Below are 15,128 nucleotides of genomic sequence, written 5' to 3' on the forward strand. Positions count from 1 at the left end.
TAATATGTTTGCTTATTTCATTTTATTTTGATATAATATGCTTTATGAATAATATCTAATAGGTGGTGTTTTAGTGAATATTAGAAATTTTAATGAAGATGATATATGTGACATATATCCAAATAGAATTTGTGATAACTGTGGAGATTGTTTAAAAGAAGAAGGAATAGATGTAAGAGCTATTAAAATAGAAGATATAGCTAAGAATGTTGAAGAAAATGCGTTTTTAGAAGAAGAATATAAAAAGATGCTAGCAATGATTAAGGAAGAAGGATCTTTAGATAGTTTAGATAAAGATTCTTACGATGAGTTAGCTGGGGAAGATAATGGGGAATACGTCGACGCTTTTGATCATATAGAATATATAGATGATTTAGAGTTGTTTGATGATGAGAACTTTAATGAAGCTACTGAAGAAGTATTCCCAGGTGTAAGAAAACTAAAAATTAAGCATTAGAGCGAATATATTATAATAAAAAGAGCTGTCAGCGTAGACAGCTCTTTTTTATACTTTTGATAATGGATTAGAATTAGCTGCATCTCTTAATATCTCTTCATCAACATGGGTGTAAATTTGAGTTGTAGATATATTTTCATGTCCCAATATACTTTGCAAGCTTCGTATGTCTACATTACCATGTTTATAAAGTAATGTAGCAGCAGTATGACGAAGTTTATGAGGAGTGTATTTTCCGTTTTCTAATCCGGAGTTACTTATATGTTTCTTAACTAATAATTCAACAGTCCTTTTATTTATAGGTTTTGAATGGGAGGAGAGTAGTAGATATTCTTTATCCTCTGGTGAGGCCTTTGAATCATCTCGAACCTTTAAATAGTTATCTATTGCTTTTAAGCAAGCTTCATTTAAGTATACAGTTCTTTCTTTATTACCTTTACCTATAATAGTTAAAGTATCACCTTTGATTTTATCTAATCTAATACCACATAATTCAGAAAGTCGCATACCACAATTTAAAAATAAAGTTAGAATACAGTAATCTCTATAATAATTCTTATTTTTTTTATCTAATGAAGTTAGCAAATTTAAACTTTCGTCTAAAGTTAAATAAACTGGATGCCTTTTACTTATCTTAGGGGACTCTAAATCAAAAGTAGGATTCTCATCAATAATCTTAGCCTTGCCTTGTAAATATTTAAAATAGGATTTTAAAGCTGCTACCTTACGAGCTCTGGCGTATGTTCCATTTCCTCTTTGCTTTTCTGAATAACTTAAGAATCCATATATATCAGTAAGTTTTATATTTCTAATAAAATCATTATCTATATCTTTTATATCAATTTCTTCAAATTCAATATTGTCATCTGTAACTAAGCCTTTATATACTTTTAAGAATTTAAAGAATAAAGATAGATCAATTTCATATGCTCTTATAGTATTAGGGGATTTACCTTTGATAGTTTCCAAATAATCTAAAAAATTAGAAAGACTCTGTGGTAAATTTTTAGATTCAGGAATTTCTATTCCGAACTTATTTATTGATGAAGCATTTTTCAAATTTGATTTTTTATCAGAATTGAATTCGATATCTGAATAAGAGTTCTTTTTATTTATCTTCTTTGCTTTTTTAATAGATCTATTCAAACCTAACTCTTTAAGCCAAATTTGAACATTCCTTACACCAGTATCGTAAATCAAAGCTATTTGAGAAGTAGTTAGCTTGTGAATTTCTGATAGTTTAAATATATCTTCAATAATAAATTCATATCCACGAGAAACTCCTAAATTATAATAATTTGAGTAGGCAATATGTAATTTTTTCTTATCTTTATTAGATAATTCTATGTTAAGTAACTTAATAATATCATCATTATAAGAGAAATCTTTATATTTATTAGTTATATTTCGTATTTCAGACATTTTTTATACCTCCAAAAACCATGTAAAGCCTTGATTTTATTATATCACAGCCTTTCTTGTATTGCAACATTACGAAATGCGCTAAATGTATATTTAGCGAAATTATTTTTAACTAATTTTAAGTATACGTATTAAATATTATGTAAAGTAATTTATTAGGCAATGTCAAACATTGCCTTTTTTTATATGTTTATTTCATTGTAATCTAATTTATTGAATTTATTTAAATAGATTCTAGTTTTATTTATTTCTTTTCCTTCTAATAAATAATACCAAAAATCTTTTTCAAAACCTTTTATATATATTATTTTATTATCTTCAACTATTTCAAACTCATCCTTAAGTGAATTTAAATTCCATAACTTAATCTTAGGTATTTCATAACCGGCTAATATCCATTTTTCTTCTATATCTTCATAATTACTTACTTCTAAGTTTTTATCATCGTTATATATAAATAATATAGATTTTGGTGCTTCTAATCTTTTTATATCCTTTTTTATTAACGTAAATAAAAGTAAGTCTAAACCTTCATCTAAGCTTATATTAGAATCTGATAAATTCTTATTTAAATTATTATATATATTTGTATAATCCTCTTGTAATATTTTGTTGAATTTAGGATTGTTTTTAAAGGACATATAATAGTTTTTAAAAAAGTTGAAATTTATTTTTTTAAATAAAAGCAATGTAAATACTATTATGTTAGTATATATTTTATTACGTTCAGGATCATCCTCTTTTACTGCATTTATAACTAATGTATTTTCTTTATAATAATAAGAGTTAAGGATTTCTTTAACTATAATATTCGCTTTGTTGTCAAAATATAAAGGTGTAGATGTATTTAATAAAATATTATTACTTTTAGCACCTTCATGTATTCCTTTATATACCAAGGTGTTATTTCTTATTTTTCTTCTTAATATTGTTAGAATCTTTCGATATTCCTTTGAAGAATAACCCAATAAAATTCTTGTTTTCTTTGCTAGCATTATAGTTTCTTTTGAAGAAGCATTTTCTGACTTAAGCCATTTTCCTAAAGTTGATGGATTATTTAATCCTAAATCAATTTGTATTTGCTCTTTAAAAATACTTATAACAGTATCTTCGAACTGTGTATCAAATAATGCAAAGTAATCATCCCATCTTCCGTATTTATGTATATAATTTATTACTTTATCAATAATATATGGATGCTCTGTTGCTAAGTATTTAATAATAACTTTAAATACTCTTCTCTCTCCTAATCCTTCTCTCTTATCTCTAATAAAGAATAAAAGTTTAATACTTGTATTAGTGTTTGAATAAAATATATCTAAAAAGTCATGAATTATTTCTTCTTCTTTAGAGTGTCTGTAGTAGGTAATTTTATTTATAAATGCTTCCATCTCTCCTACTTCATCTATTCCATAGTCATTTTCTATGTTAGTTATATGAATTAAATATTTTTTAATTTGACTTAATAACTTCATAAATCCTCCTAAATATAAAAACAAGGCACTTTCAATTAATAATAGTTATATTAACAGGATGTAAGTGCCTTAGATATCATACAAGATACTATATAATTACTTAGCTGTAAGTATCTTTATTTAGTAATATTCTATTGTAAACATTTATATTTTAGAACATAAGATTAATAATTTACTGTATTTGAAGAAATCAATTAATATATTATAAATAATAATCTCTTATCAGGCTAGAAGTATTAAAAGTATATAGGAAGATATCATCACATTTTAAATAATTCACAATAAAAAACCCCATTAGTAAATCTAATGGGGTTTCTAAAACTATATCTTATAACTAATAGCTCTTATGACTGACATTTAGTTATTATTCTTAAATATGTTAAAAGGCTTTCCTACCGGTAAAAACACCTTTCCGAAATGATTATTTAATACTGATGCACCACAACCATAGAATGATAATATAGCAATTCCTAATTCAGAATATGCAGCTAAGTTGTGAGCAAACTCAGGTATAATATTAAAAGAATTTAAAGCTAATCCTATAAATAAAAAGTCTATTAATACAAATATTGAAAATAGGACTTTATGTGTTTCCATAGCACCAATAGTCATAAATAATGTAAATATTAAATATGCTAAAAATGCGAATCCTAATTGCTTACTATCAGCAGCTGCAGCTAAATTTTCACCAAATACTCCATTTTGGATAAGCCAAGTCATACCCATTGAATACCAGAAAAATGCGTAAGCACCAAAAGCTGTAGCACCAAAAGTATTGTTATGCTTAAAATCATTTAAACAAGCAACTAATTGCGCAGTAGCTCCAAGGAATATTGCCCAAGGTAATACTAATGATACACCTGATGTAATTCCTAGTTTTTGAGATGAAGCAACTAATGTAATTACTGCTAAACCAAATAAACCTAATGCAGAAGGATCTGCAACTAATATTTTTACTTCTTTTGTTTCTTTCATAATGTCCTCCTATGTACAATAAATAGCCTTTAAAAGATTATCAAAATTTAAATTGCATGTCAACAACATATGAAATTAATATCAATATCTTAATTTTGAAATATGAACATCATTAACTAGGTTTATAAAATTGTACATTATTAATACATTATTAAAGTTATAATTTTCATAAAATTCATTAAAACTATGAGGAAAACTTCTTAAATCTAAAATATAGACTTCTTTATAGTTATTTATTAAAAATTGAATATAAGAATTAGCATATGAGTCTTTAATCACTAGTATTTTAGTATCTTCTTTAATATTATTATTATTTATAACTGTTAATCCATTATTCCCTCTTAAGAATCCTGAATATTTATCACTACTACTCCACTTAGCAGTGTCGTTAATATTTTCTACTTGTTCGCCATCAATAGATACTTCTATATTATTAATATCATAATAAGTAATGATATCTGACTTAGCATTGAATTTCTTACTCTTTGAGAAATATGTTCCATAGAAGTCATAGACATAGTTTGGATTTAAAGTGCTTATATCTATAGCTTCAATATTATTATGCTGTGAGAACTCTTTATATGCTAAATAAGCTCCGTATGATGTCCAATGATGATCAGTTTTATAATATATATAATCATTTTTCTTTTCTCTAAATAAATCCACTAACTCAATATTGTTAGTACTATCAAAATTTGAATAAATCTCTTCGATATAGCTTTCCTCATCTATTAATTTTATTCCATTCGGAAGTAAATCTTCATATATAGTAAAAGAGCTTGGTATAATCATAAAAGAGATATTTCTATCTATATATTTATCAGTGAAACTTTTAATAGAATTTAGATTTTTTTCTAAGGACTTATTATCTATCTTTTCAACTTTATCAAAAAGAAAATCTTCTTTACCATAAATAATATTATTATTTTCTACTTTCCCTAATAGTAATTCAGTTCTTGATTTTAAGTTAATCCATGTATTCCTTAATAGAAATTGATCATTAATATACCTATCATAGTTCTTAGAAAATCTACCATTTAAAAAGTCACTATAATAAAATTCTGGCTTTTGAGCTAAAGTTCTATTTTCATAATCTGAAAAATATAAATCATTATTGAATATATCAATAATAAAAATTATAGAAATAAAGGATAATATTATAATCGTTAAAGGATATCTTTTTTTATTATTCATCTTTGAAACTCCAATCAGAATCTAAAATATAAAAATGGATTGTAGCTACTATCAACTAAGTAAGCAATTGATAGCAAAAATAATGTAAATATAATGATTGTTTTTATACTCTTACGAATATTATTATAGAATCTCATAACTACTGGTGTTGAAAATAGTACACAAATTATTATTATAATTAAATAGTTTCTTAAGTAATATAAATAATCTAGATTTAGATCAAGACTAAATAATCGAGTTATATACAATTTTAATGTACTTAAATCTGTTATTGCAAATATACACCATCCTATTAATAAAAGAATTATAGTATAAAAATGAGATAGCAATACATTCTTATTTAAAATTTTTGATAAGAACAACTTTTCTAAATAAATTAAAATAAAAAAGTAAATACCCCATAGAATAAAATTATACTCTGCACCGTGCCAGAATCCAGTTAAAAACCACAATAAAAGTAGGTTTACAAATAACCTTTTCTTACTTACTCTATTTCCTCCAATAGGGATATAGATATATTCCTTTAACCAGGATCCTAAAGTAATATGCCATCTTCTCCAGAATTCACTTATACTTCTAGATATATAAGGAAAATTAAAGTTTATTGGAAAGTTAAATCCAATAATTTTTCCTAATCCTATTGCCATAGATGAATAACCACTAAAATCAAAGTAAATTTGAAAAGAAAATGCTAAAAGGCCAATCCATGCTAATGGCATTGAAATATTCTGAATATCTTTACTGTAAATTTCATTCCATAACATACCGATATTATTAGCAATTAATACTTTTTTTGAAAGTCCTACGATAAATTCTTCTAGTCCTTCTTCTAAATTACTTAATGTTATTTTTCTATTCTTTATTTCCTTATTAATATCACTGTATTTCACTATAGGTCCTGCTATTAGTTGAGGAAATGAGGAGACAAATGCTCCAAAATCAATTATATTCCTTTCTGCCTTGAATTTCCCCCTATAAACATCTATAGTATAAGAAAGTGTTTGAAATGTATAGAAGCTTATACCTAATGGTAGTGAAACTTTGATAGTATTTATAGATGTATTGAAAATCATATTTATATTATCAATAAAAAAATTGCAGTATTTGAAAAAGAATAACATTCCCATGTTAAAAAAAACTGATAATATTAATAACAGCTTGCATTTAGCTCTATTCTCAAAGTTATTTTCTATTATAATAGATATAACAAAATCAACTATTATAGAAGCTATCATTAAGGGAAAATATTTAGGTTCTCCAAATGTATAAAATATCAAACTGAATATAAGCAAAGTAAGGTTTTTATATTTGATAGGTACAAGAAAGTACACAATCAAAAAAATAGGTAAAAATCTAAATAAAAAAATTAAACTACTAAAAACCATAAATAAACCTTTCTAAAAATAGTTGTATCAATTTAATACAGCTATTAAATTCCTTTATTCCAAAAACAAAAATCTAGTATATTCATAATATAATATCAAATATCAAGTCAATAAATATATAAAGCTTCCAAATAATATAGTTAATCCACTTGGATCTTGCTTAAGAAAGTAGACTTATATTATTGGAAGCTCTAATTCTATGTAATCCACTAATCAATTATTTGAAACATTCATCTACAGCTGCTTCTGCTGCCTTAACATCTGCATTAATTAATAAAATTACATAATTACCTTTTTCTTTTAAAATTGCATTTTCAACTTTTTCTTTTTGATCTGGTAGGTATGCATTATTCTTTTCATTATCTAACATTTCTTGTAAGTTAGCTTTAACTTCTTCTACCTTACCATCTTTAGCCTTTACTATTGCAGCAACATCTGCCGAATTAATAATTGCAGCTTTAGTTATTGCATAATCATCCACATTATCAAGGTTAATCTTAGCTATGTCCTTTACTAATTGTTCATCCAATTCCATAGGCATTTGCATAGGTGCTTTCTCTTCAACTTTTTGAACTACATCCTTAGCTGTTAATCCATCCTTTAATTCGGCACTATCTGATGCTTTATTTCCACAAGCAACAAAAGAGGCACAAACTAGGGCTAGACTTAGACATTTTAAAAGTTTTTTCATAGTTAATCTCCTTTTATGATATGATACTTTTTTCTCACTAAAATTATACTATATTTATTATAATCATAAAAGAATTAATTTAAACATTTTCATACTTTTTGTAATTCTTAATTTTTTCATCTAAATCTTCTAAATACTCAAGTCTTTCATATTTAAATAAAAGCTCTTCTTCCACTTCTTCTTTTTCTCTTAATATTTCATTAAGAGCACCATAGTTAGTTGCATTTTCTTCAATCTTTAATTCTAAATTAGATATTTTAGTTTCAAGTTCTTCAATCTTATCATATATTTCTTCAAATTCTTTCTGTTCTTTAAAAGTAAATTTAGGTCTTGTATCCTTATTTTTATATGTTTTATTTACTTTAGTATTCTCCTTAGAATAAGTTACTTCACTATCTTTTTTAATATTTTCATATTCTTTATAAATTAAATAATCACTGTAATTACCTATAAACTCTTTTATTAGTCCATTGCCTTCATAAGAGAATATTTTATTACAAAGCCTATCTAGGAAATATCTATCATGGGAAACAATAATCACTACCCCTAAATATTCATCTAAGAAATCTTCAAGTATTTTTAAAGTTTCTATATCTAAGTCATTAGTAGGCTCATCTAAAATTAATAAATTTGGAGATTCCATCAATATTCTTAGTAAATGAAGTCTTCTTCTTTCTCCACCAGATAACTTTTCAATTGGAGTATATAATGTTGCTCCATCAAATAGAAATCTTTCAGCTAGTTGAGTAGCTGTAATTGTATATCCATCTTCAGTAGGAATATTTTCTCCACCTTCTTTTATATAATCAATTGCTCTTTGATTTAAATCCATATGACTATTATCTTGAGAGAAGCTACCTAACACAACAGTTTCTCCAATTTCTATAGATCCATCATCTGGTTTCATTTTATCAGTAATAATATTAATTAAGGTAGTTTTACCAGCACCATTCTTTCCTATTATTCCGACTCTATCATTTTTACTAAAAATATAATTAAAATCTTTAATTAAGACTTTATCGTCAAAACTTTTAGATATATTATTAATTTCTAATATTTTTTTACCAAGTCTCTTACCTATAAAAGGAATTTCAATTTCTGAATTAACTGGAGTGTACTCCTTACTTACTAGTTCATCAAACCTTTGTAGTCTTGCTTTTTGCTTTGTAGTTCTAGCTTTTGCACCTCTTTTTACCCACTTTAATTCTTTTAAGATTAATTTCTGTCTCTTATCTTCTAAAGTAGATTCAAGTTTCATTCTTTCAGCTTTCTTCTCAAGAAAATCACTGTAATTTCCTTCATATTCATATAAAGTACCTCTATCTAATTCAAGTGTTCTATTAGTTACTCTATCTAAGAAGTACCTATCATGTGTAATCATAATTAAGGCACCCTTTCTTGAATTAAGATACTCTTCAAGCCATTCTATAGATTCAGAATCCAAATGGTTTGTAGGCTCATCTAGTACTAATAATTCACAAGGGGTTATTAATGAAGAAGCTAAAAATACTCTCTTTTTTTGTCCACCTGATAGTTCACCCATCTTTTTATTGAAATCATTAATGCCGAGCTTAGTTAAAATAGTCTTAGCATCACTCTCTAAATCCCATAAATTCATAGTATCAATTTTACTTTGTAAATCTATAAGCTTGCTATTTAAGCTATCATCATATTGAACTTTCTCTAAAAGATCTTCATACTCCATTAATAATTTCATTTCAGGAGTATCTCCTTTAAATATTTGCTCTAATACAGTTGAAGAATCCTCATATTGAGTATCTTGAGATAAGTATTCTATTCTCAAATTTTTTCCTTTGATTACTTTTCCATCAAAAAATTCATCTTTACCGGTCAATATTTTTAAAAGTGTTGACTTACCAGCACCATTTAATCCTATAAGGCCTATCTTATCTCCATCATTTATATTTAAATTAACATCTTTAAGTAATATTTTTTCGCTATATGACTTATTTATTTTTTCTAGTGTTATTAAATTCATTTTTTTCTCCTTACTTTTATCTACTCATATATATTGTAAATAAAAAAGTAAGCTTAGACAACATTAAATATCTAAGCTTACTAGCTATCTTTAAAGTATATAAGTTTACTGTAATAATAATCTATCTTTATATTTATTCTCTATTAGTTTATATACTGGAATTCCTACTAAAGTAACTACTACAAATTCTCCTAGTGCAACTTGTAACATACTTAATACCATTGGTAGACCAGCTACTATATTAAGCATCCATCCTATAATTAATCCATTAAATATGGTTGGCCATAAAGAAGCAATTACTATACTTATTTTTCTATTTTTTATGTACCTTCCAGTTAAGTAAATACTAGTTACACTTAAGAAGGTAGCTAGTGTACCAAATATCATATCCATTGGACCGTATCCACCAAATATATTTGCAAGTAAACATCCTAATGTTAATCCAATTATATAGAATGGATCAATAAAAGCTAGAAGTACTAAAATTTCTGATATCCTAAATTGTATAGGACCGTAACTTATAGGGATTAATATAATTGTTAGGATAGTATAAATAGCTGCTATTACTGCTGTTTTAACAAGTTTCTTTGTAATATTATTTCTCATTAATCTTCCTCCAAATAATTAAATATAAAAAGGTGCCTAAAATAATAGGCACCTCAAAATTACTAACACAATGAAAAGCAATAGATATATAAATTTTTAAAAATAAAGTAGAGGATAGATATAACCCTCTACAATAAAAATCAAATTTAATATAAATTGCAATTAATTACCGTAGTTTTATTTATAGACAGGAGGTTTCCGAACTGTCTTATTAAGTTTACTAATACATTATAGTTTATTTACAGATACTTGTCAATTAAATACTTATTCTTCTATAAATTTCACTATTTTTCTTAGCTCCTCTTCTCTATTTAGCCAGATATTTTTTTGCCATACTCTATAAAATCTTATGTTTTTATTAATTAAGTAATCATTAAATTCATAAAGCCTAGATTCATTCTCTATCGAATCAATTGTATTAATTGAATTAAATAAAATTAATGATTCTTTTCCATTAGATTTAACTAATAATGTATTTATTGGTGTCATTGTATAGTTAAACACAGAATAACCTTTGCTTTCAAGATATGATTTTGTAGAAACTACAACATCCTCATTTATACTAATGTTAATATCATTAAAACTCCTGGAAATGTTAAATATATTAATTGAATCAATTTCTTCGTTATCTTGCTTTGATAGTACAATTAAATTATCTGAAATGGATTTAAGAGAATGTATATGATTCTTTATCTCACCATAAATAGGTTCACTTATTATGACAAGATCATACTTCATAGGAAATTCCCTTAATAAATTTAAGGATTCTGGTTCGTATTTTAAATAATATAGAGGTATTAGACTTAACGCCTTCGAATCAATAGAAAAAGACTTTGTAAGTAAATTAAAGTTCTCTCTTAAGTAATTCTCCCATACAAGGTTTATTGAGTCTAAAGTTAAATTTTTTTTCATTTCTATCTTTATTTTAAGTTCACTTAGAATATTATCATAGTCATTAACTTTATCTAAAATAGATCTATGTTTAATCTCTGCCTCTTCTATTTCATAATAAAGCTTCATAACAGCCAAGTTATTTAATAACTCTTGAATATTATTTTTATCCAATGAATTATTATAGCAATATAATAAGATACTATTCTCTATATCTGATAATGAACTAATAATTATCGTTAACTCCTTTAACGAACTAAGTAAATCAATTATTTTGCTATATAAATGAATTGAATTAGCAATATCTTCTCCCCTAAGGATATTATTAATTAGGGTTAAATACTCCTCTTCTACTAGTACATCTTTCATTTTTACTGTCTTATTTAATATGTTATTAAGCTTATTATAGTTACTTATATATTCATTGCATATTTCATTTTGTAATAAATTAAATTCTTCATAATTCTTTGATTTCTTAAAGAAGCTAAAAAAACTTTTTTCTTCAGATTTTTTTATTATATAAGAGTTATATTTATAATTAACCTTTTTGGATAGATTATCAATATCTTCTATTGTCATATCTATATTTGAATTAAATTCATCTATGAAAGCTTCAGTGTATTTAGATATAACTAACTTATATGAAAGGCTATTATTATCCTTTAAAAAGTTTATACTATTAAACGCCTCTAAGATTTGCTCATATTCTATTGATGGTCTAATAAGCTTTATATATTTATTATCTTTTAGTCTTCTATACTTAGTATATTTAGTAATAAAATCCGATTCTATTATCTTACTAGATGTTTCTTTTACTTCATAATAACTAAATTTATTAAGTGGATTTTTAATTCTAAATATTCTATAATTCTCATATAATTTATCTGTCTTATTAATTTTTTTTATGGTTATTTTATATTTATCTATAAGGCTAATTCCACTTTTATCATTGCTATAGAGTATCTTGTTAAATTCTTTTAATAGGTCTATTTTTTTATTTATTTCTCTAGAGATTAAATTAACCTTACTTATTAATGTACTACCTGTACACTGTCCTAGTTCATTGAATTCTTTTTCTAATTTATCTATTATATCATTAGATTTATTCATTTCATTTAAATTTATAATTTTATCTTTTATAATTCCTATACTTTCAACTTTATATAAATCAGATATGCTTTCGCTAGATATAATAAGGATATTCTTCCTATTATATAAATAACTAGATACAAAGTTATTCAAAAGAAAATTTTTTTCATCTAAATCATTAAATATCAAATTTAAAGTATTATTATGTTTTTCTTTAATAAAACTATCCATAATTAAGTTAATATAATAATCCTTATATAATATATTATTCTCCATAAGTGATTTGCTTAAGTAATCTTAAGACTCCTCCTTTAATTTTAGTTATTAATACAAATATATTCATATGATAAAAAAATATAATTACTAATTAGATTTTTATTTCTTTGTCAATAATATTAATATCTTTTAAATAAGGAGGTATTAATTTGAAGAAGCTAGTTAAAGGTATTAAAGCTTTTATAGCTTTATTTTTATTTATAATTATTTCTTCACTTATTTATTATAAAGGATCTATTTTATTAGTCTTTGATATATATAAAGAACTAAAAGATTCTAATAAAAGCATAGAGACATTAGGTAATCTAATAAATTATAAAGCAAGTAGCTCTATGGAGGTAAAATATTTAAAATACAAGAATACAGCCTCAAAAGAAGTATTTTTAGACTTATATCTTTCTAATAACTATAATAAACCATCACCAGTAATTATATATGTTCATGGTGGTAGCTGGATATATGGAGATAATAGTATCCCTATTGGTCTAGAACCAATAATAAATGCTTTTAATAATAGAGGCTTTACTATAATTAGTCTATCTTATGAGCTATTAGACAGTAGAAATATAGATTTAAAGGATCCTATTATAGATGTTAAAGATGCTATTAGGTGGGTATATAAAAATAAAGATAAATACAATTTTAATACTAATGATATAGGACTGCTTGGAATATCTTCAGGTGCACAGCTATCTTTAATGGCTGCCTATACAGATGACGAATCATTTATTGGTGATAAGGACCTTTCTAATTACTCATCTAAAGTAAATTATGTTATAGATATATTTGGACCTACTGAATTAAGCACCTTGGATTTTTCAGATATAAGTTTAAATAATAAAAAAATTAAGAATCTAATTAATTCCAAAGATGAGTTAGATAATTATAGTCCAATTAATTATATTAGTGATGAATCTCCTAAAACATTAATAGTACATAGTATAGAAGATGAAATAGTACCATATTCAAATAGTGAAGATTTATATAATAGTCTTCTTTCTAATAATATAGATACAAATTTAATAACTTTGAAACAAGGAAGTCATTTCTTTACAGACTTTAATTTAAATGAAGTATATATAGCTATTATAAAAGTTTTAAAGTTTTTAACATCAAGTACGTCATTATAATTTAAATTTTAATACACTTTTAATAATAAATTTAAATTAATATTCTAAAATACTTTAAAAATTCTTTTGAAATTTTCTCTAATAATAAAAGTCCTTCTGTTTAATTTACAGAAGGACTTTTATTCATCTAATTCTAAGTAATTCCAAGAAAATTACCACTTTAATTAGGAATTCATAATTACTAATCTCTTAGCAGCCGTATTTTTCATAATATGCGTTTATAGCATTCTTCATATTATCATCTATGTAGATCTTACCATTTAATTCTCTATTATATAAGTACTCTACTACTTCAGCCATAGTAACAATAGCATAAGTAGTTATGCCAAAGTGCTCTTTAATTTCTACTTGAGCTGACTTATCTGACTTTCCTTTTTCCATTCTATCAACTGATATTATAAGACCTTTTATATCTACATTTCCTTGTGCCTTTAATATAGGAGCTGTTTCGTATATTGATGTACCAGCTGTCATAACATCTTCAACTATTACTACTTTAGAATCATCTTTTAATGAACCACCTAAAAGTATTCCACCTTCGCCATGGTCCTTAATTTCTTTTCTGTTAGAACAATATTCAACATTTAAGTCATATAAATCATTTAAAGATATTGCTGTAGTTACAGTTAGAGGAATACCTTTATATGCAGGTCCAAATAAAACATCTATATCCTTTCCAAAATGTTTATGTATAGCTTGAGCATAAAATTCTCCTAGCTTTTTTAACTGTTTTCCTGTTGTATAATTTCCTGTATTAATAAAAAATGGTGTGTTTCTTCCGCTTTTAGTTACAAAATCGCCAAACTTTAATACATTACTTTCCACCATAAATTCAATAAATTCTTCTTTATATCTTTCCATACTAAACATTCCTTCCGGTATAAGTATTTAACAAGCATATATTCTTGTCTGTATAATTTTATCATTAAATTAAGGAAAAAACTAGAGAAACTCTCTTAATAATTGGTTATTATTCATTACTAATTATTAATTGGGGCTGCCAAAACAGCCCCTTTGATGAATATCACTTTTACTTTAGCCTCTTGCTTCTTTATTCAATTGGTATAACCTTTGTCTCTCAGGTAAAGTTAGTTCAACAGATCCTTCACGCTTATTTATAAGCTTTTCAAGTTCTTTAAACTTATCTTCTCCTAATTTAGATTTAATTACATAAGTCTTCATATCTTTTAACTTATTTTTTTCTATACCACTTAATAAATCACCATTTTCAACTTTTGACCTAAAGTTAGTTAACTCTTCCTTTTGTGAGGCATCTAGATATCCTTCATTTTTCGGAGTCCAAAAGTCATCAAATTTATCTTCCTTATCTATACTATATTCTACTTCCTTATAAACTCTGAAGGCATTACTTTTATTTTTCACTTCATCATTAATTATACAATTGAAACTAGATGTTAGTATTGTAGTAGCTAAAATGATTGAAGCTAAATTAATAACCATACTTGTCCCTCCTTTTTAGATATTCACAGTATTAGTATGTGAAATAATGATAAATTTAAAGGAGGGAAAAATTTCTT

13 protein-coding genes are annotated in these 15,128 nt (G+C 25.0%); 2 read left to right on the forward strand and 11 right to left on the reverse strand.

All coding sequences use genetic code 11. From position 1 onward, the window contains the following. Positions 1-79: 79 nt before the first annotated feature. Entirely contained in the window at positions 80-457 is a 378-nt protein-coding gene (locus tag GPX08_RS00735) for a hypothetical protein (protein WP_156624992.1), read from the forward strand. Between the two features lie 48 nt (positions 458-505). On the opposite strand, the gene GPX08_RS00740 is transcribed toward GPX08_RS00735, so the two are convergent. The 9 genes from GPX08_RS00740 to GPX08_RS00780 all read right to left on the reverse strand — a co-directional run bounded on the left by GPX08_RS00740 (position 506) and on the right by GPX08_RS00780 (position 12,460). Continuing rightward, a complete protein-coding gene (locus tag GPX08_RS00740) occupies positions 506-1,879 on the reverse strand; it encodes a tyrosine-type recombinase/integrase (protein ID WP_156624419.1) in 1,374 nt (457 codons plus the stop codon). 182 nt (positions 1,880-2,061) lie between these two features. Continuing rightward, positions 2,062-3,354, reverse strand: coding sequence for a DUF2828 family protein (locus tag GPX08_RS00745; RefSeq protein WP_156624421.1), 1,293 nt, complete (start codon positions 3,352-3,354; stop codon positions 2,062-2,064). 357 nt (positions 3,355-3,711) lie between these two features. Next, positions 3,712-4,329 carry a hypothetical protein gene (locus GPX08_RS00750; RefSeq protein ID WP_156624423.1) on the reverse strand — a complete coding sequence of 206 codons (618 nt, stop codon included), beginning with the start codon at positions 4,327-4,329 and terminating at the stop codon, positions 3,712-3,714. Between the two features lie 81 nt (positions 4,330-4,410). Then, positions 4,411-5,523, reverse strand: coding sequence for a hypothetical protein (locus tag GPX08_RS00755; RefSeq protein WP_156624425.1), 1,113 nt, complete (start codon positions 5,521-5,523; stop codon positions 4,411-4,413). A 14-nt stretch (positions 5,524-5,537) separates the two neighbouring features. Next, positions 5,538-6,908 carry an MBOAT family protein gene (locus GPX08_RS00760; protein ID WP_156624427.1) on the reverse strand — a complete coding sequence of 457 codons (1,371 nt, stop codon included), beginning with the start codon at positions 6,906-6,908 and terminating at the stop codon, positions 5,538-5,540. Between the two features lie 217 nt (positions 6,909-7,125). After that, positions 7,126-7,599 carry a DUF4358 domain-containing protein gene (locus GPX08_RS00765; RefSeq protein ID WP_156624429.1) on the reverse strand — a complete coding sequence of 158 codons (474 nt, stop codon included), beginning with the start codon at positions 7,597-7,599 and terminating at the stop codon, positions 7,126-7,128. A 79-nt stretch (positions 7,600-7,678) separates the two neighbouring features. Continuing rightward, entirely contained in the window at positions 7,679-9,598 is a 1,920-nt protein-coding gene (locus GPX08_RS00770; protein WP_156624431.1) for an ATP-binding cassette domain-containing protein, read from the reverse strand. A gap of 105 nt (positions 9,599-9,703) precedes the next feature. Continuing rightward, complete coding sequence (locus GPX08_RS00775; RefSeq protein ID WP_156624433.1) at positions 9,704-10,204, reverse strand: QueT transporter family protein; 501 nt, start codon at positions 10,202-10,204, stop codon at positions 9,704-9,706. 264 nt (positions 10,205-10,468) lie between these two features. Continuing rightward, positions 10,469-12,460: a hypothetical protein gene (locus GPX08_RS00780; RefSeq protein ID WP_156624435.1), complete on the reverse strand. Its 1,992-nt coding sequence runs from the start codon at positions 12,458-12,460 to the stop codon at positions 10,469-10,471. 149 nt (positions 12,461-12,609) lie between these two features. Here GPX08_RS00780 and GPX08_RS00785 point away from each other — a divergent pair, with 149 nt between their 5' ends. Beyond that, positions 12,610-13,590 carry a prolyl oligopeptidase family serine peptidase gene (locus GPX08_RS00785; protein WP_156624437.1) on the forward strand — a complete coding sequence of 327 codons (981 nt, stop codon included), beginning with the start codon at positions 12,610-12,612 and terminating at the stop codon, positions 13,588-13,590. A 189-nt stretch (positions 13,591-13,779) separates the two neighbouring features. On the opposite strand, the gene pyrE is transcribed toward GPX08_RS00785, so the two are convergent. Together pyrE and GPX08_RS00795 are read right to left on the reverse strand one after the other, a co-directional pair. Then, on the reverse strand, positions 13,780-14,451 hold the full coding sequence (gene pyrE, locus GPX08_RS00790; RefSeq protein WP_156624439.1) for an orotate phosphoribosyltransferase: 672 nt from the start codon (positions 14,449-14,451) through the stop codon (positions 13,780-13,782). Positions 14,452-14,625: 174 nt separating this feature from the next. Further along, positions 14,626-15,051 (reverse strand): hypothetical protein, encoded by a 426-nt coding sequence (locus GPX08_RS00795; RefSeq protein ID WP_156624441.1) that lies wholly within the window; start codon positions 15,049-15,051, stop codon positions 14,626-14,628. Positions 15,052-15,128: the final 77 nt, after the last annotated feature.

Origin of the sequence: Clostridium tertium (assembly GCF_902652255.1) — a bacterium.
Taxonomy (GTDB): Bacteria; Bacillota; Clostridia; order Clostridiales; family Clostridiaceae; genus Clostridium; species Clostridium tertium_A.

Bases quoted from the DNA above. Each gene is read 5' to 3' on its own strand.
- GPX08_RS00740 (WP_156624419.1), bottom strand. From the start codon at position 1,879: ATGTCTGAAATACGAAATATAACTAATAAATATAAAGATTTCTCTTAT.
- GPX08_RS00745 (WP_156624421.1), bottom strand. From the start codon at position 3,354: ATGAAGTTATTAAGTCAAATTAAAAAATATTTAATTCATATAACTAAC.
- GPX08_RS00750 (WP_156624423.1), bottom strand. From the start codon at position 4,329: ATGAAAGAAACAAAAGAAGTAAAAATATTAGTTGCAGATCCTTCTGCA.
- GPX08_RS00755 (WP_156624425.1), bottom strand. From the start codon at position 5,523: ATGAATAATAAAAAAAGATATCCTTTAACGATTATAATATTATCCTTT.
- GPX08_RS00760 (WP_156624427.1), bottom strand. From the start codon at position 6,908: ATGGTTTTTAGTAGTTTAATTTTTTTATTTAGATTTTTACCTATTTTT.
- GPX08_RS00765 (WP_156624429.1), bottom strand. From the start codon at position 7,599: ATGAAAAAACTTTTAAAATGTCTAAGTCTAGCCCTAGTTTGTGCCTCT.
- GPX08_RS00770 (WP_156624431.1), bottom strand. From the start codon at position 9,598: ATGAATTTAATAACACTAGAAAAAATAAATAAGTCATATAGCGAAAAA.
- GPX08_RS00775 (WP_156624433.1), bottom strand. From the start codon at position 10,204: ATGAGAAATAATATTACAAAGAAACTTGTTAAAACAGCAGTAATAGCA.
- GPX08_RS00780 (WP_156624435.1), bottom strand. From the start codon at position 12,460: ATGGAGAATAATATATTATATAAGGATTATTATATTAACTTAATTATG.
- pyrE (WP_156624439.1), bottom strand. From the start codon at position 14,451: ATGGAAAGATATAAAGAAGAATTTATTGAATTTATGGTGGAAAGTAAT.
- GPX08_RS00795 (WP_156624441.1), bottom strand. From the start codon at position 15,051: ATGGTTATTAATTTAGCTTCAATCATTTTAGCTACTACAATACTAACA.